This window comes from Gammaproteobacteria bacterium, assembly GCA_029881255.1.
In the GTDB taxonomy this organism is placed as follows: Bacteria; Pseudomonadota; Gammaproteobacteria; order S012-40; family S012-40; genus JAOUMY01.
In genome coordinates this window covers 504241-522840 of sequence record JAOUMY010000002.1, presented here as the reverse complement: position 1 = coordinate 522840, position 18600 = coordinate 504241, and the positions used below count along the sequence as shown (strand labels likewise).

19 protein-coding genes are annotated in these 18600 nt (G+C 45.5%); 12 read left to right on the top strand and 7 right to left on the bottom strand.

Annotated elements, in window-relative coordinates; genetic code table 11:
* Window positions 1-157: 157 nt before the first annotated feature.
* From OEZ43_07425 to OEZ43_07395, 7 genes are all read left to right on the top strand, one after another.
* A complete protein-coding gene (locus tag OEZ43_07425) occupies window positions 158-526 on the top strand; it encodes a hypothetical protein (protein MDH5545405.1) in 369 nt (122 codons plus the stop codon).
* 918 nt (window positions 527-1444) lie between these two features.
* Complete coding sequence (locus tag OEZ43_07420) at window positions 1445-1909, top strand: hypothetical protein (protein MDH5545404.1); 465 nt, start codon at window positions 1445-1447, stop codon at window positions 1907-1909.
* 129 nt (window positions 1910-2038) lie between these two features.
* The gene (locus tag OEZ43_07415; GenBank protein MDH5545403.1) at window positions 2039-2383 is read left to right on the top strand and encodes a hypothetical protein; all 345 of its coding nucleotides are present in this window, start codon (window positions 2039-2041) and stop codon (window positions 2381-2383) included.
* 259 nt (window positions 2384-2642) lie between these two features.
* Entirely contained in the window at window positions 2643-3227 is a 585-nt protein-coding gene (locus OEZ43_07410) for a porin family protein (GenBank protein ID MDH5545402.1), read from the top strand.
* A 231-nt stretch (window positions 3228-3458) separates the two neighbouring features.
* On the top strand, window positions 3459-4655 hold the full coding sequence (gene nhaA / locus OEZ43_07405) for a Na+/H+ antiporter NhaA (GenBank protein ID MDH5545401.1): 1197 nt from the start codon (window positions 3459-3461) through the stop codon (window positions 4653-4655).
* A gap of 143 nt (window positions 4656-4798) precedes the next feature.
* A complete protein-coding gene (locus OEZ43_07400) occupies window positions 4799-5161 on the top strand; it encodes a hypothetical protein (protein ID MDH5545400.1) in 363 nt (120 codons plus the stop codon).
* 125 nt (window positions 5162-5286) lie between these two features.
* On the top strand, window positions 5287-7608 hold the full coding sequence (locus OEZ43_07395; GenBank protein MDH5545399.1) for an EAL domain-containing protein: 2322 nt from the start codon (window positions 5287-5289) through the stop codon (window positions 7606-7608).
* An 11-nt stretch (window positions 7609-7619) separates the two neighbouring features.
* On the opposite strand, the gene OEZ43_07390 is transcribed toward OEZ43_07395, so the two are convergent.
* Both OEZ43_07390 and OEZ43_07385 read right to left on the bottom strand, forming a co-directional pair.
* Window positions 7620-9170: a sigma 54-interacting transcriptional regulator gene (locus OEZ43_07390; GenBank protein MDH5545398.1), complete on the bottom strand. Its 1551-nt coding sequence runs from the start codon at window positions 9168-9170 to the stop codon at window positions 7620-7622.
* A 194-nt stretch (window positions 9171-9364) separates the two neighbouring features.
* Window positions 9365-9598 carry a DUF2892 domain-containing protein gene (locus tag OEZ43_07385; protein MDH5545397.1) on the bottom strand — a complete coding sequence of 78 codons (234 nt, stop codon included), beginning with the start codon at window positions 9596-9598 and terminating at the stop codon, window positions 9365-9367.
* 438 nt (window positions 9599-10036) lie between these two features.
* Here OEZ43_07385 and OEZ43_07380 point away from each other — a divergent pair, with 438 nt between their 5' ends.
* The 4 genes from OEZ43_07380 (at window position 10037) to OEZ43_07365 (ending at window position 13974) form a co-directional block, all read left to right on the top strand.
* The gene (locus OEZ43_07380; protein MDH5545396.1) at window positions 10037-11440 is read left to right on the top strand and encodes an ABC transporter substrate-binding protein; all 1404 of its coding nucleotides are present in this window, start codon (window positions 10037-10039) and stop codon (window positions 11438-11440) included.
* Between the two features lie 12 nt (window positions 11441-11452).
* Window positions 11453-12472, top strand: a complete 1020-nt coding sequence (locus OEZ43_07375; GenBank protein ID MDH5545395.1) for an ABC transporter permease — start codon at window positions 11453-11455, stop codon at window positions 12470-12472.
* 23 nt (window positions 12473-12495) lie between these two features.
* The gene (locus OEZ43_07370) at window positions 12496-13290 is read left to right on the top strand and encodes an ABC transporter ATP-binding protein (protein ID MDH5545394.1); all 795 of its coding nucleotides are present in this window, start codon (window positions 12496-12498) and stop codon (window positions 13288-13290) included.
* 207 nt (window positions 13291-13497) lie between these two features.
* Window positions 13498-13974 carry a hypothetical protein gene (locus tag OEZ43_07365; protein MDH5545393.1) on the top strand — a complete coding sequence of 159 codons (477 nt, stop codon included), beginning with the start codon at window positions 13498-13500 and terminating at the stop codon, window positions 13972-13974.
* A 46-nt stretch (window positions 13975-14020) separates the two neighbouring features.
* Here OEZ43_07365 and OEZ43_07360 read toward each other — a convergent pair whose 3' ends face one another.
* From OEZ43_07360 to OEZ43_07350, 3 genes are all read right to left on the bottom strand, one after another.
* Entirely contained in the window at window positions 14021-14518 is a 498-nt protein-coding gene (locus OEZ43_07360) for a DUF1566 domain-containing protein (GenBank protein MDH5545392.1), read from the bottom strand.
* 62 nt (window positions 14519-14580) lie between these two features.
* On the bottom strand, window positions 14581-15042 hold the full coding sequence (locus tag OEZ43_07355; protein MDH5545391.1) for a cytochrome C: 462 nt from the start codon (window positions 15040-15042) through the stop codon (window positions 14581-14583).
* A gap of 15 nt (window positions 15043-15057) precedes the next feature.
* Window positions 15058-16074 (bottom strand): metallophosphoesterase, encoded by a 1017-nt coding sequence (locus OEZ43_07350; protein ID MDH5545390.1) that lies wholly within the window; start codon window positions 16072-16074, stop codon window positions 15058-15060.
* 194 nt (window positions 16075-16268) lie between these two features.
* Between OEZ43_07350 and OEZ43_07345 the strand changes: the two genes are divergently transcribed.
* Window positions 16269-17237 carry a LysR substrate-binding domain-containing protein gene (locus OEZ43_07345; protein MDH5545389.1) on the top strand — a complete coding sequence of 323 codons (969 nt, stop codon included), beginning with the start codon at window positions 16269-16271 and terminating at the stop codon, window positions 17235-17237.
* A 203-nt stretch (window positions 17238-17440) separates the two neighbouring features.
* On the opposite strand, the gene OEZ43_07340 is transcribed toward OEZ43_07345, so the two are convergent.
* Both OEZ43_07340 and OEZ43_07335 read right to left on the bottom strand, forming a co-directional pair.
* Window positions 17441-18049 (bottom strand): class I SAM-dependent methyltransferase, encoded by a 609-nt coding sequence (locus OEZ43_07340; protein MDH5545388.1) that lies wholly within the window; start codon window positions 18047-18049, stop codon window positions 17441-17443.
* Between the two features lie 187 nt (window positions 18050-18236).
* Window positions 18237-18497: a hypothetical protein gene (locus OEZ43_07335; GenBank protein ID MDH5545387.1), complete on the bottom strand. Its 261-nt coding sequence runs from the start codon at window positions 18495-18497 to the stop codon at window positions 18237-18239.
* Window positions 18498-18600: the final 103 nt, after the last annotated feature.

Here is an 18600-nt window from a genome sequence, read left to right as displayed (position 1 = left end):
TCCGTATCCCGCAAGAACTTAGCCAGCATAGGTTAGAGATAATTGACGATCTTAAAGAAGCGTTGGTCACATATAAGACCTTCGGTATTCGGTCGTCAGTAACTGAACATACAGCCAAGTTCGAATTTGGAAAATACGAGTAAAGGAGTGATACGGAATGGCATCGACGGCACAAGCAGCGATAGACTTACTTAATCAAAATAAATCTGCGTATACCGATCCCGAAGCATTAAAGGCCTATTTAAAAGAACTTGCTAGCGGGGTTTCGGTGCATGCCGAGGGTTCGGTAACAGTGTTGTACAGTGGCAGGTTTGACGCTGGAAACGACGTCGGCGTGGGTGCGGATGGAATCGTGAAGGCAATGGTTGCCAACGGTGACAATGTACGCGTACTCAATAATACTCAATTCTACCAGTTTGTCGAACACCCAGATTTTCGTCTTGCCGTCGCAGAGGCTTTGACTTTGGTCCAAGGGCTGCATTACCTAACTTTGCGTTTTTATTCGGCACTACGCTGCTTCAAGTAGACGTGTTGCCTAAATAACATCAGCGGGTCGTTAGTCTTTTGCGGTTTCGAGTATTGTTTGGTAGGTTCCTAGCTAGCGTTTATTTAAGCTACTCGCATATTGGAGCTACCAGACAGCACGTATTACGAAAGAACCGAGCAAGCAAACAGGCTGTACGAAGCATAGGCAAAATAGATCAATTCTGTTGCCGTTATGTCAATAATCGTCACCTGATTACCATTCAATCAACAAGAAGTTGCATTGCCGGGTTTGATCTAGCTCTGATCAAGACTCAAAGCAGTGCGGGTGATTAAAACAGAATAATACGTTTACAGTGAGTGTAAATTAATATGAAAAGGACTGTTCCACGAAAGTGGCTTCGATTAATTTTTACATTGAGTTTGGTGGCGGTATTTTTTTGGTCGGATCTTGCATTACTAAGAAATTATCATTCATCGACTTCGGCGGTTAACGGTGGCGACGAAAACCAGCCATCTATTGTGAAAGCAGACCTTGTCTTGACGTCTTTGGATTTCCGAGTCCCTACCAATCACTCTTTAAATCGATACGCGGATTTTCCGTTTAGTAGTGAAATCAGTAAGCGGGAAGTTGATAGTTTTTTTCTTTTGGTATTGCTTACTGGTCTTAAACCCCACTTAGACAAAAATACCAGTGAATACGAGAAGCCGGGGCATCAAAGAAATTTACATCTTCTAGTCCAAACGATTAATAGTCAGCCACCGGTTTCAGCGCAGCTATTAAATAGGAATTACAATCTTACGTGTTAACTTGAAATCGAAATTGAAGCTAGCTACTGTGGGTTGGGTGAAAAACAGTGGGAACGTTTTGAGTATTAGATATTTTTTATCCTTTCTACGCAGTATGCGGGTGAAAGTGAGAGAGCACTAGATCGGAATGAATTACCGATTAGTGGTTTAAATGAAAACATTCAGGACAGATTTGAAAAAGGAGCGGCGAAAAATGGGATTCGTCAATGAGTTTGTTCCAGAAGAAGACATCGTCAAGTATGGGCTAAAAGAAATAGATAAACGCTATATGAAGGGGCACTACAAGCCAGATTGGACGATCAATCGTGAGAAAGATGTTTACCTTCGCTGGATGCACGCCGGGCGCGAAGAGTACTCAAACGTGCATGATTTTACCTTCTATTGGAAAGGAACGTTGTTAGATGTCGTGCTATCACACAGGGGTAGCAGTGTTCGTGGAGGGGCGGGTGAGACGATATGGACACTGGAGAGTTTCCGTATCCCGCAAGAACTTAGCCAGCATAGGTTAGAGATAATTGACGATCTTAAAGAAGCGTTGGTCACATATAAGACCTTCGGTATTCGGTCGTCAGTAACTGAACATACAGCCAAGTTCGAATTCGGGAAATGTGAGTAAGGGAGTGAAACAAAATGGCATTGACACTAGACGCAGCTTATAGCCGGCTTACAACTCTAATAGATACAGTAACTGATCCAGAGATTCTTAAACAAGAATTGAGAAATCTTGCGAGCCAGGTTTCCGTGAATGAAAAGCGACGCCCTGGAAAAATTTAACGTGTTCCACTACAAAGGCTATCGCGCAAGCATTAACGATATGGCTGAAGCTATTACGCAGGCTACCGGACTATCGGTAAAGGTGACCGGTTATCCGTGGTGGTTGATGCGTGTGTTTAGTTATTTTTCGGTGATGTTTCGTGGCGTGATGGAGATGTCGTATTTGTGGAGAGAGGAGGTGAACTTATGTGATGACAAACTGACGAAAACGCTGGGCCATACGCCTGCATCTACGCCTTTAGTGCTAGCTTTGATCGAAAGTCAGTTGATTAAAGACCTTGGTGAGAAGCGAGCGGTATTGAGTGAGGTGAAATAGAAACCAGACACGAACACGCGTAAGTATATGAAGCCGTGGCCCCAATTGGGGACACGGCTTTTTATTTTCGGTGTTGTGGGAAGTTTTTCTTGAAAAAAACGGGGAATTTCTATTAAATCCGGGGGCGGTTCGGGGACGCTCTCTGGGGGACCGATCTGTAGTCTGATTTTCATTGCTGACTGCTGTAGCGGTGAAATCAACCTGGAAACGCAAAAATAATAATCACCAAGTAACTAAATCAAAATAATTGGAAGTAGCAATGAAAAAACAATACGTACAAATTGCCGTCATTGTGGCGGTGTTTTTTTCTGGGGTGGTATCGGCGAAAGATATAGAGTCAACAACGACAGAGATTCGCGGTGATCTGGATTTATCATTGGAATCCTCAAACACTGTGACAACAGGCTTACCCAAATCTGTTTCGACTGAAAAATATGCTTCTACGGCTCTACTTTTTTATCCGCTAAAAAATGTCGGTGTCGGAGCGAGTTGGAATTATGGTTCGACTGTTTTTGAGTCTGAAGGAATTAAGAGCGAGCGTGTATCAAAAATTATTGGACCCTTGGTCGCCTATCAAATAGGAATCAACAGTAATTTCAATATCAAACTATTTGGATCGGTTGCTATGGCAAATGTTGAGCGACGTGTAGAAGGGAGTTCCGCGCGCTTCAATGGTTTTGCGTTTAACTTCGGTGGTGGCGTTTCATATTTTCTATCAGACTCTGTTTCCTTAGACATTTTTGCGCGAATTGCAAGACTTACACTGAAATATGAAAGCACAGATGCTTCTGTAACGGATTCAAAATTTGGAACGGGAGTCGGAATCTCAATTTATCTTATGTAAAGATATTTATGCTGGGGCTGAAACATCGGTTCGCGGAATGAACCAGATTCAGCCTTTTGCATTTCCACATGTCACATGTTGAGCCATGTATGAGTGTGCTTCATGTGCGAATTTTTTGCTGACACATTATTAGTATGGAAATTATCTGATTTAGTTAATCAGGTACTAGACATTGCATTACCGCTAATTGGCCTTATGTTAATTGGTTTGCGTAACTGGTAATGTGTTCCTATGGTCACCGAAAAGCTCAAAGCGTTTATACAACTGGAGGCAGCCAGCGGCATATTGTTGCTCATTGCAGCTGTGCTGGCGATGGCTGTCGTAAATTCACCTATCGATGCCTGGTATGACGCCTTACTCGACATACCCGTGGCGATCCAGTTTGGTGGGTTTGAAATCGCCAAGCCTCTATTGCTGTGGATCAACGATGGTCTCATGGCGATATTCTTTTTTCTCATCGGTCTGGAAGTAAAGCGCGAAGTCCTGGGTGGCGAATTATCAGATCCCTCTCGCGTTGTGTTGCCGATTATTGCCGCCGTCGGTGGTATGGCGGTTCCCGCTATCATTTATTCCGCAATAAACTGGGGTGATCCTGTTGCCATGAAAGGATGGGCAATTCCATCTGCGACGGATATCGCGTTTGCGCTTGGCGTGCTTGCGCTACTCGGCAGCCGTGTACCGCAGGCACTCAAGTTGTTTTTAATGGCCTTGGCCATCATTGACGATTTGGGCGCTATTGTGATTATCGCGGTGTTTTATACCAGCGATCTGTCGATATCCTCACTTTTTGTTGCAACGGCTGCGGTGATAGCCTTGGCTTTGCTCAATCGTAGAGGGGTGTTGGGTTTAACCCCGTATATCTTGGTTGGGCTGGTGCTTTGGGCTGCCGTGCTCAAGTCTGGCGTGCACGCCACATTAGCCGGCGTATTGACAGCGTTTTTTATCCCGTACCGAAAGGCGCCTGGAGAATCCAAGACCCAGCTTGAAAAATTAGAACACGATCTTCATCCGAGTGTTGCCTTCGGTATATTGCCGCTGTTTGCCTTTGTTAACTCGGGGATACCGTTTGACGGGCTTACGCTGGATTCCTTTCTACATCCCGTTCCACTAGGCGTGGCCTTGGGGCTGTTTCTGGGTAATCAAGTCGGCATATTCGGGTTTTGTTGGCTGGCAATCAAAACTGGAATTTCAAAACTGCCGACAGGCGTTACCTGGACACAGCTCTATGGTACCGCGATGCTGTGCGGAATCGGATTTACTATGAGTTTGTTCATCGGCTCTCTTGCCTTTGAGCAAGAGGGCGCGGAATATGCGATTGATGATCGATTGGGAATACTGGCGGGGTCGCTTCTTTCCGGGGTATTCGGTTATTTGGTGCTGCGTTTTAGTTCAGGTCGCGGCAACAAGGAAAACGCCGATTTAACATAGCTTAGCGATGAATATTTTTGAAGAAGGGATATCAGTTCAATTCCGATGAGAAAGTTGTATCTCTACAAAATTTAGATGTGTATCGACACCCGGAAGTGTCGTACAAACAGTTTTCGGAAGGTGAAACTGCCAGTTGGTGAACAATGAATAATTTAATCGTTTTTCTCGGTTTGCTACTGGTAGCGTCGTGCACCCAGTCTCTTGATACAAACAATCGAATAGCCGTTGTCAGTGTTGATCAGGCGGGAACAGACGAGAACAAGGCTGAGTTTTGTTCTGATTTTAATTTGAGCAAGGCGGATGCGCAGTCGTACTTCGACAAGGCAGAAGTTATTAGCGCAGAGACAATGCACGATGAATTCGAATTCTTACCATGTTTTGTGCGCGGCAAGTGTCAGCTCAATGACAAAAGCTGCCAGTGGGAAATTCGCGCAGGCGGCGTAGCCCATGTAGACTTCGGCGAAAAAACTGAGATATACGGATGCAATTCCTGTCCGGGTTTCTAGCTGAGGATGCCCGGTCGACAGTAAAATCTTTACCCAATCTAATTGATTTATTTAAATAAAATCTATTTAGTTTTAATTTCTACAGACGATATACAAATGTATATAAAACTATAGAAATTTCATTCATGTCGTCACAACTGCACACCGCGTTTTCGCTGGCATTACGTAAGGCGTTATTTGCCTTTGCTATTTTAAGTGCCCTGGCGGTGACAGGGTTCAGTATGTTCAGCTGGTCACGAGAACAGCACGATATCAAAGAAAATCTCACAATTTTATCCGGCTTTCTTGCCTATGCTTCCCAGTCCTTTTTTAACGACGTCGGTAATGGATTGGTGCCGCTGGCAGATATATTAGATCATGCTAATGTATTACGGTCCCCTGAAAAGACAAGAGAGCATCTGGTCAACTTCCAAAAACTACACCCTGAGATCGGCGCGATGGCGATCTTTATTCCTTCCGGCGAAATGCTGATCAACACAGCAACAGCACCCGGCCAGCCCTTACCAGACTTTAGAAAACTTCCAGATTACTTTGCGCAGTTGAAGGCTGACATGGCAAGTACGGAGCGCTTTACTATCGGGCGACCCGAGTTCGGCAAGGCCTTGCAAAAATGGCGGTTTGCCTTCCGGCGGGTGGTTCGCAATGCAGACGGAAGTCCAAAGTTTGTAGTTCAGGCTGCAATTCCACTCGATCCAAATAGTACATTTTTGCTAAAGCTTCCGGTGCCGCCGCAAAGCTATATCGGATTACTTCGAGAAGATGGATATCAACAAGCGCGTTGGCCAGTTCCGCCTGGTGTAAAAGCCTATGACAGAATTTCTGAAGGGCCGGCTGCCCAGATGATAGCGGATAATCCGGGGATTTCCTCGGGCGTGTTCGGTGGGATTTCGCCATGGTCTGAGGAGGATGGGCAACGCATAGGCGCGTTTACAAAATTGTCGGATGCGAAAATGTATGCGTACATCTCTGTGCCGGATTCGTATTCAATTAACCAATGGTGGCGTCATAACGCGCCTGTGTTTATCGGTCTGGTTATTGGACTAGTCGCATTCTGCGTCGGCGCTTATCGCGTGACACAACGGGAAAAGCTTTACAGTCGCGAGTTGTTCAATCAGGCACGACAAGATCCACTGACAGGTCTGGCAAATCGTGCCCTTATAGATGAGGTGATTCCGGCAAAAATTGTAGATGCGAGGGATTTAAAACAACGCTTTGCCCTGCTATTTATTGATCTGGATCGATTTAAAAACATCAATGATGCTTTCGGGCACGATGTCGGCGATCAGTTAATCATTGCGGCATCTGAGAAAATACAAAGCGTGATCCATCGGGGTGATTTTATCGGGCGCTTTGGCGGGGATGAATTTGTCGTACTTCTGGATGATTGTGATACGGCTGCATCTGCTTTAGTTACTGATCGTATACTGAATGTTTTTCAGGCACCACTTACCGTTGGTTTGAAGACATTACAGGTAACGCCGTCGATAGGGATCGCCGTTTATCCCGATCATGGCAGCGATATGGAGACTTTAACAAAACATGCTGATACGGCCATGTATGAAGCGAAGCGTAGGGGTGGTAGTGCTTTCGCTGTCTACGCAGAAGAACTGGGCGACAATGTTCGCCGCCATTTGGAGATTGAGCATCAACTGCGTGATGCATTAAATAATGAAGAGCTACGATTGTTCTATCAACCGATTGTCGAGTTGAGTAGTGGGCGCGTAGTAGGGGCTGAGGCCTTGTTGCGTTGGCAATTGCCCGATGGATCTTTTCGCTCACCGCTCGACTTTATTGGAATAGCGGAGGACTCCGGCCTGATAATTCCGATCGGTGCATGGGTGTTGAATACCGCGTGTAAGCAACTTAAACGCTGGAACGTGGCAGGATACGATATGTGGGTTTCGGTGAATCTTTCGGCGAGACAGTTTAGTGATCCGAGCCTGGTGAAAAAAGTCTCCTGCGCCATTATCGATAGCGGCATAGACTCGGCCAGATTGGAACTGGAAATTACAGAAAGCGCTGCGATGCGTGACCCGGAAATGTCAGTCAAGACGATAGGGTGTCTGAAGGAATTAGGCGTGCGACTATCGATTGATGATTTCGGTACAGGCTACTCGTCGCTCAGTTATCTGAAACGCATTCCAGCGGATAAAATCAAGATAGATAAATCCTTTGTCGATGGCCTCGCAATCGAAGTGGAAGACACCGCCATAGTTCGCATGATACTGGCGCTGGTCGAGTCCTTAGAAAAAACCTCGCTGGCAGAAGGTATCGAGACAGGCGATCAATATCATGCCCTGAAAACCATGGGCTGTCAGCTCGGCCAGGGATACTGGATAAGCAAACCTATTCCTACCAATGCATTTGACGACTTGCTGGTCAAGCAGGGCGTACAATTTGTCGACGTTGCTCGGTTTAATAGCGACTTCAAATTTAAGCAAGCATAAGTCAATTCTCACTACAAAAACTCACTCTCTATAATGCCAAGTTTTTGAATTCGATAATGCAGCTGACGAGCTGAAATTCCTAATGTTCGCGCAGCGTGTGTTTTGTTGCCATGGGCATTTCTTACCGCCTGCACAATACTCTCTCTGGGTAAGTGATTGGCCGGTCGATACGGCCTTGACAAGTCGTTGTGTTGTTGTTCGCTTCGCTCAGTCTGTAAGCTAATCGTCCCGGGTTCTTCTAGTCCAGAGGCGAGCAAGGAATGCTCGATTTCCTCTCTTTCGCTCAGTATTACGCAACGTTCCACAATATTCTCTAATTGCCGAATATTTCCTGGCCAGGAATAGTCTTTCATAGTTTTCAAAATTTCCTGGGTAAAGCGACAATGTTTTCCATACTTCGCGTTCGCGCGTTCTAAAAAGAAGCGGGCCAGCAAGGCTATATCACCTTTTCTCTCTCTCAGTGCGGGCAATTTTAAGGTAATAACATTTAGCCTATAGAATAAATCCAGGCGAAAGCGACCCTTGCCTATGGCATCCTGAATATTTTGGTGAGTTGCTGCAACGATTCGAACATCGACCTTTCTGACCTTATTTGAACCTAGTCGTACAATTTCAGACTCCTGAAGCACCCGAAGTAACTTGGCCTGTACGTCGGCATTCATATCGCCTATCTCGTCAAGAAATAGCGTGCCACCGTCAGCCGCTTCAAATTTTCCAATCTTGAATTTATCCGCGCCTGTAAATGCGCCCTTTTCATGACCAAACAATTCGGATTCCAGAAGATTATTAGGTATGGCCGCGCAATTAATCGCGACAAACTCTTTATCACAGCGTGGGCTTTTTTGATGTATATACTGAGCAAAGCGCTCTTTGCCAGTGCCTGACTCGCCCATCAAAAGCACTGATGCGTTTGATTTGGCGCTTTGTCTGGCGCTTTCCAAAGCATGCAACAACGCTGGGTCACTACCGATAATATCCTGTCTTCGACGGCTCAGGCTGTACTTCAGTTGCCGATTTTCTTCTTGTAACTGTTTAGTCTCTAGTAGTAAAAACTCGTGAATTTCCAAGGCCTGTTTTATAAACGCAGAGAACAGTTGCAAAACAATCAAATCATTTTCCAGGACCGGGCTATCTGCGTTGAGCCGGTTCACGGAAAGTACGCAGACACCTTGTCTTTTCATCGCTATGGGAATGCCAATAAAGGAGATCTTAGTTTGATTGAAAATACTGATGTCAGTTATTTTTCCAAGAAATCGTGGTTCATCCTTCACATCTGGAATCAACACAATCTTGTTTTTCAAAACAACTTGGCCGGTGATACCTTCGCCAAATTTGTATATAGCCATGCGTTCTTCTTCTGGGGTTAGGCCATATTGATAGACGACCCTGTAGGTCCTGTTTTCGTCGGGCATTAAGACTCTGGCCTTTTCAAGACCGACGCAGTTAACCAGTATAGCGAGAAGTTGGCTGATCGACTCTTGGGGAGTCGCTACATTACTGACGACATGACATGCCTCCAGTAAAGCATCTATATCGATTTTTGTGTTCGAAAAGTCGTTCATGTTTCCGTATATTTCAAATAGCGTACCAAAATAGTGCTAACGCAAAAGAGCTTGGATTTGAGGCGCTTCGCTCCTGAGTATTGGCAGAAAAGTGCACTCAAGTGGACACAAAAAAAGCCGAAATGCACTTTTTGGTGCATTTCGGATAGTTTTGGTGAGAGGAAGGTAAATTACATGGCATGGTAAAGTGACTGCTAGTTTCTCAATAAAGCCTCCTTAGAAGTTGGCGTCGAAAGTGTTTCTTTAATGGATATAGCGACTGCGTAAAGCGGATCCCATGCGATTAATGCAGTCATCAGCGAGTAAAATGCCATCCCTGTCATGGCGGCAATAGCGTTTGCATCTGTTGATAAGGTAAGCATGTTGAGTAACATTGCGCTGCCTAGAATTACGCGAAAGATGCGGCTTTTTGTGTTTAGATTTTCCATAGTCTTTCTCCTTAACGAAATGAATTTGTGTTGACCTCGAGTCGTAAATTGCGATCCCTGTGCCATCACGAAAAAAACCGTCACGACAGTATAGTTGCAATTGATTTAGCTAGAGAAATGAATTTTTCTAAAGTTTTCGCTACTCGATTCACTTCTATTTAAAGGAAGACATTGTTGACAATGTCGTATTTGTCTAAGCTTCGTCCCAAGTGGATTATGGCGATCGTCAAATCGGGCCGCATCGTTTTGCAGCAAGCTACAATTACTGCGCACTACTATCGCGCAATTTTTGTGAGTCGTATTTGTCGATTCCTCTAAAATTATTGATTAAACGGGAGTTTAGATAATTGGCACAGACTGTGCGATGTGTTTTCCACAAGCAGGAAAACATGGTGTTTTCTGGTAACAACAAACGGCAAAACGATGTACGGAGATAGTATGAAAGTCGCAGAGTGCACTACCTTTTCGCATAAGAGAAAAAAATTACTGAATAGCTTATTGGTCCTGAGTTGGCTAATCGTTGCCTTGATCACAACAAGTGCTGTCGCCGAAGTAGGGCCCGCAGAGAAAGAAGATTTGAAATTCGGATTTATTAAGCTGACCGATATGGCACCACTTGCTGTCGCCTATGAAAAGGGATTCTTTGAAGACGAGGGATTATTTGTATCTTTAGAAGCGCAAGCAAACTGGAAGGTGTTATTAGATCGCGTTATCGACGGACAGCTCGATGGGGCGCACATGTTGGCCGGCCAGCCCCTGGGCGCAACAATAGGATTTGGCACAAAGGCGCACATAATTACCGCGTTTAGCATGGATCTTAACGGCAACGCTATTACTGTTTCAAATTCAGTATGGGACGAAATGAAGCTACATGTTGCCAGGCGTAAAGATGGAAAGCCGCTGCATCCAATCAAGGCAGATGCGTTAAAGCCGGTAGTTGAAAACTATAAAAAGCAGGGCAAGGCATTCAAAATGGGTATGGTGTTTCCGGTCTCTACACACAATTATGAATTGCGCTATTGGCTCGCGGCGGGAGGCCTGCATCCTGGCTATTATGCACCACACAAAGGTGATGTCAGCGGTAATCTCCAGGCCGATGTATTGTTATCAGTGACGCCTCCGCCACAGATGCCTTCTACTATGGAAGCCGGAACGATATTTGGCTACTGCGTTGGTGAACCCTGGAATCAGCAAGCTGTGTTCAAGGGAATTGGTGTACCTGTTATTACTGACTATGAAATATGGAAAAACAATCCTGAAAAAGTATTCGGTGTCAGTAAGGAATGGGCAGACAAGTACCCCAATACGCATATTCGTGTGGTTAAGGCCATGATTCGTGCCGCCATGTGGTTGGACGAAAGCAATAACAAAAATCGTTCAGAGGCGGTAAAGATTCTTTCAAGGAGCAACTATGTGGGTGCAGACTATAACGTAATTGCCAATAGTATGACGGGAACCTTCGAATATGAAAAAGGTGATAAACGTGAGGCGCCAGATTTCAATGTCTTCTTTAGATATAATGCTTCTTATCCTTATTTCTCTGACGCAATCTGGTATTTGACTCAAATGCGTAGATGGGGACAGATTTCTGAATACAAGCCAGATAGCTGGTACATGGATGTGGCGAAGAAGGTATATCGCCCGGATATCTACGCTTTAGCGGCTGAAGAACTCATAAAGGAAGGAAAAGCGAAGGCAAGCGATTTTCCAGAGTTCAAATCAGAAAGCGGCTTCCGTCCTCCACAGACGCATTTTATTGACAACATAACTTACGACGGAACAAAACCCAATCACTATCTGGATCAGTTCAAGATAGGCATCAGCGGTAATACGAAGATATAAGAAGGCTAGGCTATGACAGAACAGGTGATCAATTTATTGCGTGCGAAGTTCAATTGGACTTCGCAAACCTTTACCGTTCCCAGTTGGAGCATTGTGAGAGAAAAGCTACTGGAAACGGCTAAGAGTCTGGGGCTGCCCGTGGTAGGTATATTAATATTTTTGCTTATTTGGTCCGGTGGCGCGCCAAAAATCGAAACATCGCTCGGCACCGTACCAGGGCCTTCGGCAGTGTTGAGTCAATTCAGTTCTCTGGTTGATGAGCACAATGCGGCGCGGAATAAAGAGGCAGCTTTCTACGCAAGACAGGAAGAACGCAATGCCAGGAAACTCGCAGAGAATCCAAATGCAGAGACGCAAATACGCGCCTATACGGGAAGTCCTACTTTTTTTGATCAGATATGGACAAGTCTGTTTACCGTATTGAGTGGATTTTTTCTCGCATCTATTATTGCTATTCCCATCGGTATACTCAGTGGGTTAAATAAAAATGTATACGCGGCGATAAATCCTATCGTTCAGATTTTCAAACCCGTTTCTCCTCTTGCATGGCTGCCTATAGTCACCATGGTCGTCAGTGCGCTTTATGTCAGTGATGATCCTGCGTTTGAGAAATCGTATCTAAACTCCATGTTTACGGTCATGCTCTGTTGTCTTTGGCCTACGATGATAAATACCGCTGTAGGCGTCGCCAGTATCAATCAGGATCTTGTCAACGTAAGCAAAGTTCTCAAGTTGAACTTTTTTACTCATATATACAAAGTCGTTTTACCAGCATCTATACCAATGATGTTTACTGGTCTTCGTCTATCGCTAGGTATTGCCTGGATGGTACTGATTGCGGCGGAGATGTTGGCGCAGAATCCTGGGCTCGGCAAGTTTGTCTGGGACGAATTTCAAAACGGTTCGTCAAATTCTCTGGGGCGCATAATGGTAGCCGTTGTTGTTATTGGTCTCATTGGTTTCTTTTTGGATAGGGTTATGCTCAGCCTTCAGAAATGGGTGAGCTGGGATAAAACCGCAGAACTACGTTAGCAAGATATAGAAAGGACCAAGTCATGGTAAATCCGTTTCTGGACATATCACATGTCTCTATTTCGTTTCCAACACCTAAGGGTGTGTTTAAGGCGCTTGATTCCATCAATTTGAAGATAGAAAAAGGCGAATTTATTTCCCTTATAGGACATTCAGGCTGTGGGAAATCAACAGTGCTAAACATCGTAGCAGGTCTGTATAAGGCCACTGAAGGAGGGGTGATCCTAAAGGGAAAAGAGGTAAACGAGCCGGGGCCTGAGCGTGCAGTGGTTTTTCAAAATCACTCTTTACTCCCCTGGTTGACGGCATACGAAAATGTAGCACTCGCAGCAAAACAGGTGTTTCGAAAAACGAAAACTAAACAGCAGATAAGAGAATGGGTAGAACACAATCTTGAACTGGTACATATGACTCATGCCATGCACAAACGACCAAACGAAATATCAGGTGGCATGAAACAGCGGGTTGGAATAGCCCGTGCGCTGGCCATGGAACCAGAGGTCTTGCTCATGGACGAGCCTTTCGGTGCACTTGATGCGCTTACGCGTGCGCATCTGCAGGATTCTCTGATTGAGATTCAAAATGCGCTCAACAATACGGTCATTATGATCACGCATGATGTTGATGAAGCCGTTTTGCTTTCAGACCGTATCGTGATGATGACAAATGGCCCGGCGGCGAAAATAGGCGAGATACTTAAGGTTGAATTGCCTCGTCCACGAGATAGGCTGGCACTGGCAGGTGACTATCACTACAACCATTATCGGGCAGAAGTACTTCGTTTTCTCCATGGCAAACAGAAATTACATGCTGCTTGATTATCGACTGGCTTGTAAAACGTCGAGTTCTTCCGTATAGCTCGAAGACGCGCTTTCTAACTTTATCATCCAGGGAACGGTCTGGACGCCGTGCCTGAGAGCATGACATCACTGTACTTCAGCGGTATAATCGCCCGCGCACAGATATTCAATTTCGTTAGTTCCCGTTGGCTTAGGCTGGCGGTCAATAATTATAGAAGGATAAAAATGAATAAGAAAATCTTCGTCTTACTTCTGCTTTTATTCAGCAGCAACGCATATTCTGAAACGTTGTCCGGGCCTCGTTTTGGATTTACTTATCTGGATTCGAATACAACAAAGCTGGTGGGAGAGAATTTTTCGATCATTTCTCCACTCATCACCCAGTTCGGATGGCAATTTGAGAGAAAATTCTTAACAACCAGTAGTGGGCCAGAAGGGATTACCGCTCTCGTTCCTCTGGTCGGGGGCGTAGAACAAGGCGTGTTTCTGCCGAGCATATCCTGGTTGACTGGCTTGCGCTTACCCAATGGTCTGGAATTCGCGGTCGGGCCAAATGTGTCCTTAAGAGGTGGTTCCATTGCAGCTACCGTTGGGCATACCAGTAAATTCGGCGAGCTCTACTTGCCGGTTAATCTCGGACTGGTGGCGTCTAAAGATGGCGTTCGAATCAGTTTCTTATTCGGATTCAACAGCAATATCTAGTTAAGAATGGTCATTGATATCCTGGCGTGCAAAAGTCCGCGCATGTCTAGTCGCGACCGTAGACTAAGCGAACCAGATGGCGTGCACTCTGATCTGCGATTATGAGACCTTCGCTAGCAAAGTCCATTGCATAACTTTTGCCTTGTGATCCGAGTTTGTGATTGGCAGTCCAGAAGACTGCATTGGGTGTATCAGGAAAAAGCTGTGCATTGATGCGTGGCATCTGACATTGTTGCTCGACTATGCTGGCAAGCTCAGGAAGACTAGGGAGTCGCCATTTATGTTGTCTACTCGTTGTTCCTACCTTATGTGCCTGATGCCAGTCGTAACTGATCGCCTCGCCTGTGCAGTGTGTGCCATCCCATTCCTGGCCTAGAGCGCAACGCATCCAGGTTATTCCCTTTTCCAGATCAGTTATGCTACCGTCGTCATTGACGAAATAGTCGGCGCTGCGCGTCGTGGCAGGAATGGAGACATCACATTGCTGTGCCAGGGCAAAGTTGTTACACATCCACAGGGATAGCAAAAGAATAAAGCGTGTCATGTTTACCTCTCTGACATACACATTACAGAGAGCGGGCCGGGCCGCTCCCTGTAACGAGAGATTTATGGGTAGCCAGGTCCTGACTTGACGGGCACAGCGCCATGCTGTTCGTCTTTCGCCGGGGAGATCATGACGCCGCGGTGTGTATATGTGGCGTACGCCTCCATTGCAATCATCTTTTCGCTGTCCAGAGGAAGAGGTGTACCCTGCAGAACAACTGAGATACACCAGTTAATCATTTCGCGCAGTGTACCGACCTTACCGAGATTGCTTTGATACTTGGGAAAGGTATGCGGATTGCTGGCAGAACCGTCAGGGTGACAATTGGCGCAACCCAAACCATTAGTACCCATTTTAGGATCGTGCCAAAGTGCATCACCCATCGCCACCGCATCCAGCATCATTTTTTCTTCCTGTTTAATCTGCTTTTCAGTGCGTGGCGGTTTTGCGTTCGCGGTAGAGATGAATATTAGAATAAAAGTGACTACCAAAAACAAAGTGATCTGTTTCGTTTTGTTCATCATGCTATCTCCCTTATATTAGATCTTTAGGCCACGCTTAAGTTTTTCCGGCAGGAGATCGGCAAACTCCCGATAGTTCAACATGCCAGCAAAATCCGTTTCCAGGGATATGGAGTGCGCGCCAAGACCATCCTCGAACACACCGGGATCTGCGCGTCCTTGTCTTATTTCGGGGTAAGGAAGTTGGACTGGAGGATATGGCCATGGCCACGAGGTGGAGAGCAATCCTGCAGATTGTATATTGCCGATCTTGTTATACACAACTTGATGTACATGCCCATGTATGGCGATTACCTTCTCAAATTTTTTCAGAATGCCCCGAATTTCTGGCGCATCGTAGGTTAGAAAATTCCAGCGTGGGTAATAGTCCCAAAGGGGAGAATGAGTCATGACCACTATCGGAGTATCCGTAGGAAGATTTTTGACGTCATTCTTCAGCCAGTCCAGTTGTGCTTCACCAATGCCCCAGGGGCCGCATTGGTGGCACTCCAACTCCTCTAACAAGCCCATGCGCTCTTTTGGTGTAAGATTTCGTGCTGTCCAGAAATCTTTTATCAAAATGGAATTCATTCCGATAAAGTGCACGCCATTGTGATCAAAAGACCAGTGCTCATTGCCGAATAGGCCGCGCCACGCCTTGCCCATGTCGAGATAGTAATCATGTTCACCTGGAATGATGTGATAAGGCATCTTGAGTTTATCGAGGATTTTTTTGCCTTTGACCAATTCTGCCTCTTTTCCGGACTGACCGAGATCGCCACCATAAAGAAGGAAATCCGGAAGTGGTTTGATATTGTTGACCTCTGATACCGCTCTTTCAAGAATGCCATCAAAGCGGTGGTCCTTGATGTCATAAAGGTGGGCGTCGGTTAAAACGGCAAAGGTAAAAGGTTTAACAGATCGCTTTGCCGCATGTGCAAGTCCTCCCATACCTAACATGCTGGTAGCAGTAGGCGCGAACATTCCCGTGAATAATGTCGCGAATCCTGCCTTGGTTGTCATGCCGAGAAAGTTACGTCTCGATATCTTACTCATGTTTTCCTCCAGTGGTCTTGCGTGAGCTTGCAATGTTGTTCAACTCAACAAAAACGCTAATTTTCGCTATTCCAAGTATTGAATATCGGAACAAGTTGTTGAAATAGATTCTTTCAAATAAGATGATTGAAAAATACAATGACTATAAATGGCTTTCGGGCATTAGAATGGATCAGTAAACAAAGGGAATTTAAATGACGCTCACCGAGTTGAGGTATATTCTCGCTGTCGCAAAAGAGAGGCATTTTGGCAAGGCTGCCAGGGCATGTTTTGTTAGTCAGCCTACACTAAGCCTGGGAATCAAGAAACTGGAAGACGAACTCGATGCTATTTTGTTCGAGCGCGGACCGAAGGAGATAACCGTTACGCCGTTAGGGCGTCAAGTCGTCGATCAGGCCGAAAAGGCGCTGCGCGAAGTCAATGCGATCAAAGATATTGTCAAACGAAATCGTGATCCTTTGAAGATGCCAGTGAGAATAGGTGCTATTTATACTATTGGCCCCTATCTTTTTCCTGGTCTGATACCTGTGATCCAGGATTTGTTTCCCGACTTGCCGTTGTTGATAGAAGAAAACTTCACTCATAATCTAATCGCTCGTTTGTACCATGGTGATATCGACGTTGCGATTCTTTCTGAGCCATTCGATGAGCCTGGACTGGAAAGCGTAAGTCTATATGAAGAACCCTTTGTTGCCTTGTTACCTACGGCGCATACACTTAGCAATCAAACCATGGTAAGCATAGACGACATTTCGAAAGAGACGGTGTTACTACTCGGACCGCAACATTGTTTTCGTGAGCAGGTACTGGAAATCTGTCCAAAGTGTTTTCACAGCATGGCCGAAAATATAGATTTGCAGAACACATTGGAAGGTGGCTCGTTAGAAACGATTCGATATATGGTTGCGAGTGGTGTTGGTGTAACCATCTTGCCTGCGACCGCCGCGTGTGCAGAAAAATATGCTCAACGTCTACTGACGATACGACGATTTTCGGATATTAAGCCTCATCGTAGAGTGGCGCTGGCATGGAGAAAGGGATTTCCTCGACCACAGGTTATTGATTTGATCGCTCGTGCCGTGGCTGAGTGCGATATTAGTTGCATCAGCATGTTGTTCGATGCAAACCACATGAAAACTGAAAAAAAACGGGTTTTCTCGTGAAATATCCGAAGTTTTAGATTTAACTTATTCCGGACGTCGTAGCTGGAAAATAATGCGCCTGAGTTAATTCTATTTAGGCGTAAATTCAGGGCTGTCCAATTACACTGTTGTAATCGCTGACGAGATGTTTTCACATTTTATAAAAATATCGAGCATTTACATGTTATGAGATACATCTAAACAACAAATAGAGCGAAAAATATTTAAGAACACAAAACGCACATCGTAGTCTTACCACTAAAATCTTTACTCTCTGTTTTGATCTGTTCAAATCCCGCTTCACAAGCCCAGTTCACAATATTATCCCCCATTGCAATTGCATCCGCGTTGGTAGCGCCACGGTGACTTGGCATATAGAGAGTTGCTATTATGCCTCCGGGTTTGAGTAATTGCTTGAGAGAGCGAAAGACCGTAACTGGGTCATTCCAGAATTGCACGACGTTAGATGAATAGATGTAATCGAAGTGCAGCTTCGCTGCGCGTGCCATGGCAACATCGCCAATATAGAGCTGAGCGCGCTTTTCGGCTATGCCTTTCTCGTTACGTCGCGTGGCCTGGGCAAACATCGTGCGTGAATGATCGACGCCGATAACATTTCCACGTGTCACTTTTTTAAGTGCTGCTTCGATGGCGATGCCGGGACCAAAGCCGATTTCCAGGACATTATTGTCTTCCTGTAAATCCAACAATTCAAGCAACCACAGGTTTCGCTCAATGTTTGAGGAACGGTTCGCCATTATGCGTCCCGCGAGCCACCCTAGCCAGCCGCTGGGCTGTTTGAATTGGCGATACACGATATCTTGCAAACTCATAGCAAACCTCGGCTGAACATTCAGGTTTATATTAATCCGAAAACGAAGAATATACGAATCTGTGAGCGAGGGGCGATCTTAACATCGTTTGCGAAAGAAACTTAGTGCTCGTTGTGGCGTTTCGTTGAAGAGAATAACTCATGATGATGAGTAAAAAATGGGGGACTCATAGTCCCCCAAGGCTCGGCTACTGAGATCGAGGGATTTGCCGATTGGAAGGGAGACTGTGCATGTCACAATTACCGCATTCGGGACAGCGATGCGACCGAAAGGTTACCGCATGCCAGAGCGAGAACAAGGGGCCAATCACCACCAGCGGAATAATCCCGGTAATGCCAGCCAAGATGAAAGAGAACGACCATGCAAACATATCAAGCAGCAGACTGCTATATTCATCATGTGTCGGTTTTCCAATATAACCACAACTATCACAACGTTTCGTATTCATGTCATTCCTCCTTTTACAAGGGGCAGACGACGCATACCATTTACCTGATTACCAGAATAGTCCGATTGTCAGCAATGTATGTGACAAAGTTACACAGCTTGAA

Excerpts from the sequence above, each read along its gene's own strand:
- nhaA (MDH5545401.1), top strand. The coding sequence starts at position 3,459 with ATGGTCACCGAAAAGCTCAAAGCGTTTATACAACTGGAGGCAGCCAGC.
- OEZ43_07345 (MDH5545389.1), top strand. The coding sequence starts at position 16,269 with ATGACGCTCACCGAGTTGAGGTATATTCTCGCTGTCGCAAAAGAGAGG.
- OEZ43_07410 (MDH5545402.1), top strand. The coding sequence starts at position 2,643 with ATGAAAAAACAATACGTACAAATTGCCGTCATTGTGGCGGTGTTTTTT.
- OEZ43_07420 (MDH5545404.1), top strand. The coding sequence starts at position 1,445 with ATGAAAACATTCAGGACAGATTTGAAAAAGGAGCGGCGAAAAATGGGA.
- OEZ43_07425 (MDH5545405.1), top strand. The coding sequence starts at position 158 with ATGGCATCGACGGCACAAGCAGCGATAGACTTACTTAATCAAAATAAA.
- OEZ43_07390 (MDH5545398.1), bottom strand. The coding sequence starts at position 9,170 with ATGAACGACTTTTCGAACACAAAAATCGATATAGATGCTTTACTGGAG.
- OEZ43_07355 (MDH5545391.1), bottom strand. The coding sequence starts at position 15,042 with ATGATGAACAAAACGAAACAGATCACTTTGTTTTTGGTAGTCACTTTT.
- OEZ43_07395 (MDH5545399.1), top strand. The coding sequence starts at position 5,287 with ATGTCGTCACAACTGCACACCGCGTTTTCGCTGGCATTACGTAAGGCG.
- OEZ43_07335 (MDH5545387.1), bottom strand. The coding sequence starts at position 18,497 with ATGAATACGAAACGTTGTGATAGTTGTGGTTATATTGGAAAACCGACA.
- OEZ43_07400 (MDH5545400.1), top strand. The coding sequence starts at position 4,799 with ATGAATAATTTAATCGTTTTTCTCGGTTTGCTACTGGTAGCGTCGTGC.
- OEZ43_07350 (MDH5545390.1), bottom strand. The coding sequence starts at position 16,074 with ATGAGTAAGATATCGAGACGTAACTTTCTCGGCATGACAACCAAGGCA.
- OEZ43_07380 (MDH5545396.1), top strand. The coding sequence starts at position 10,037 with ATGAAAGTCGCAGAGTGCACTACCTTTTCGCATAAGAGAAAAAAATTA.
- OEZ43_07360 (MDH5545392.1), bottom strand. The coding sequence starts at position 14,518 with ATGACACGCTTTATTCTTTTGCTATCCCTGTGGATGTGTAACAACTTT.
- OEZ43_07370 (MDH5545394.1), top strand. The coding sequence starts at position 12,496 with ATGGTAAATCCGTTTCTGGACATATCACATGTCTCTATTTCGTTTCCA.
- OEZ43_07415 (MDH5545403.1), top strand. The coding sequence starts at position 2,039 with ATGAAAAGCGACGCCCTGGAAAAATTTAACGTGTTCCACTACAAAGGC.
- OEZ43_07375 (MDH5545395.1), top strand. The coding sequence starts at position 11,453 with ATGACAGAACAGGTGATCAATTTATTGCGTGCGAAGTTCAATTGGACT.
- OEZ43_07385 (MDH5545397.1), bottom strand. The coding sequence starts at position 9,598 with ATGGAAAATCTAAACACAAAAAGCCGCATCTTTCGCGTAATTCTAGGC.
- OEZ43_07340 (MDH5545388.1), bottom strand. The coding sequence starts at position 18,049 with ATGAGTTTGCAAGATATCGTGTATCGCCAATTCAAACAGCCCAGCGGC.
- OEZ43_07365 (MDH5545393.1), top strand. The coding sequence starts at position 13,498 with ATGAATAAGAAAATCTTCGTCTTACTTCTGCTTTTATTCAGCAGCAAC.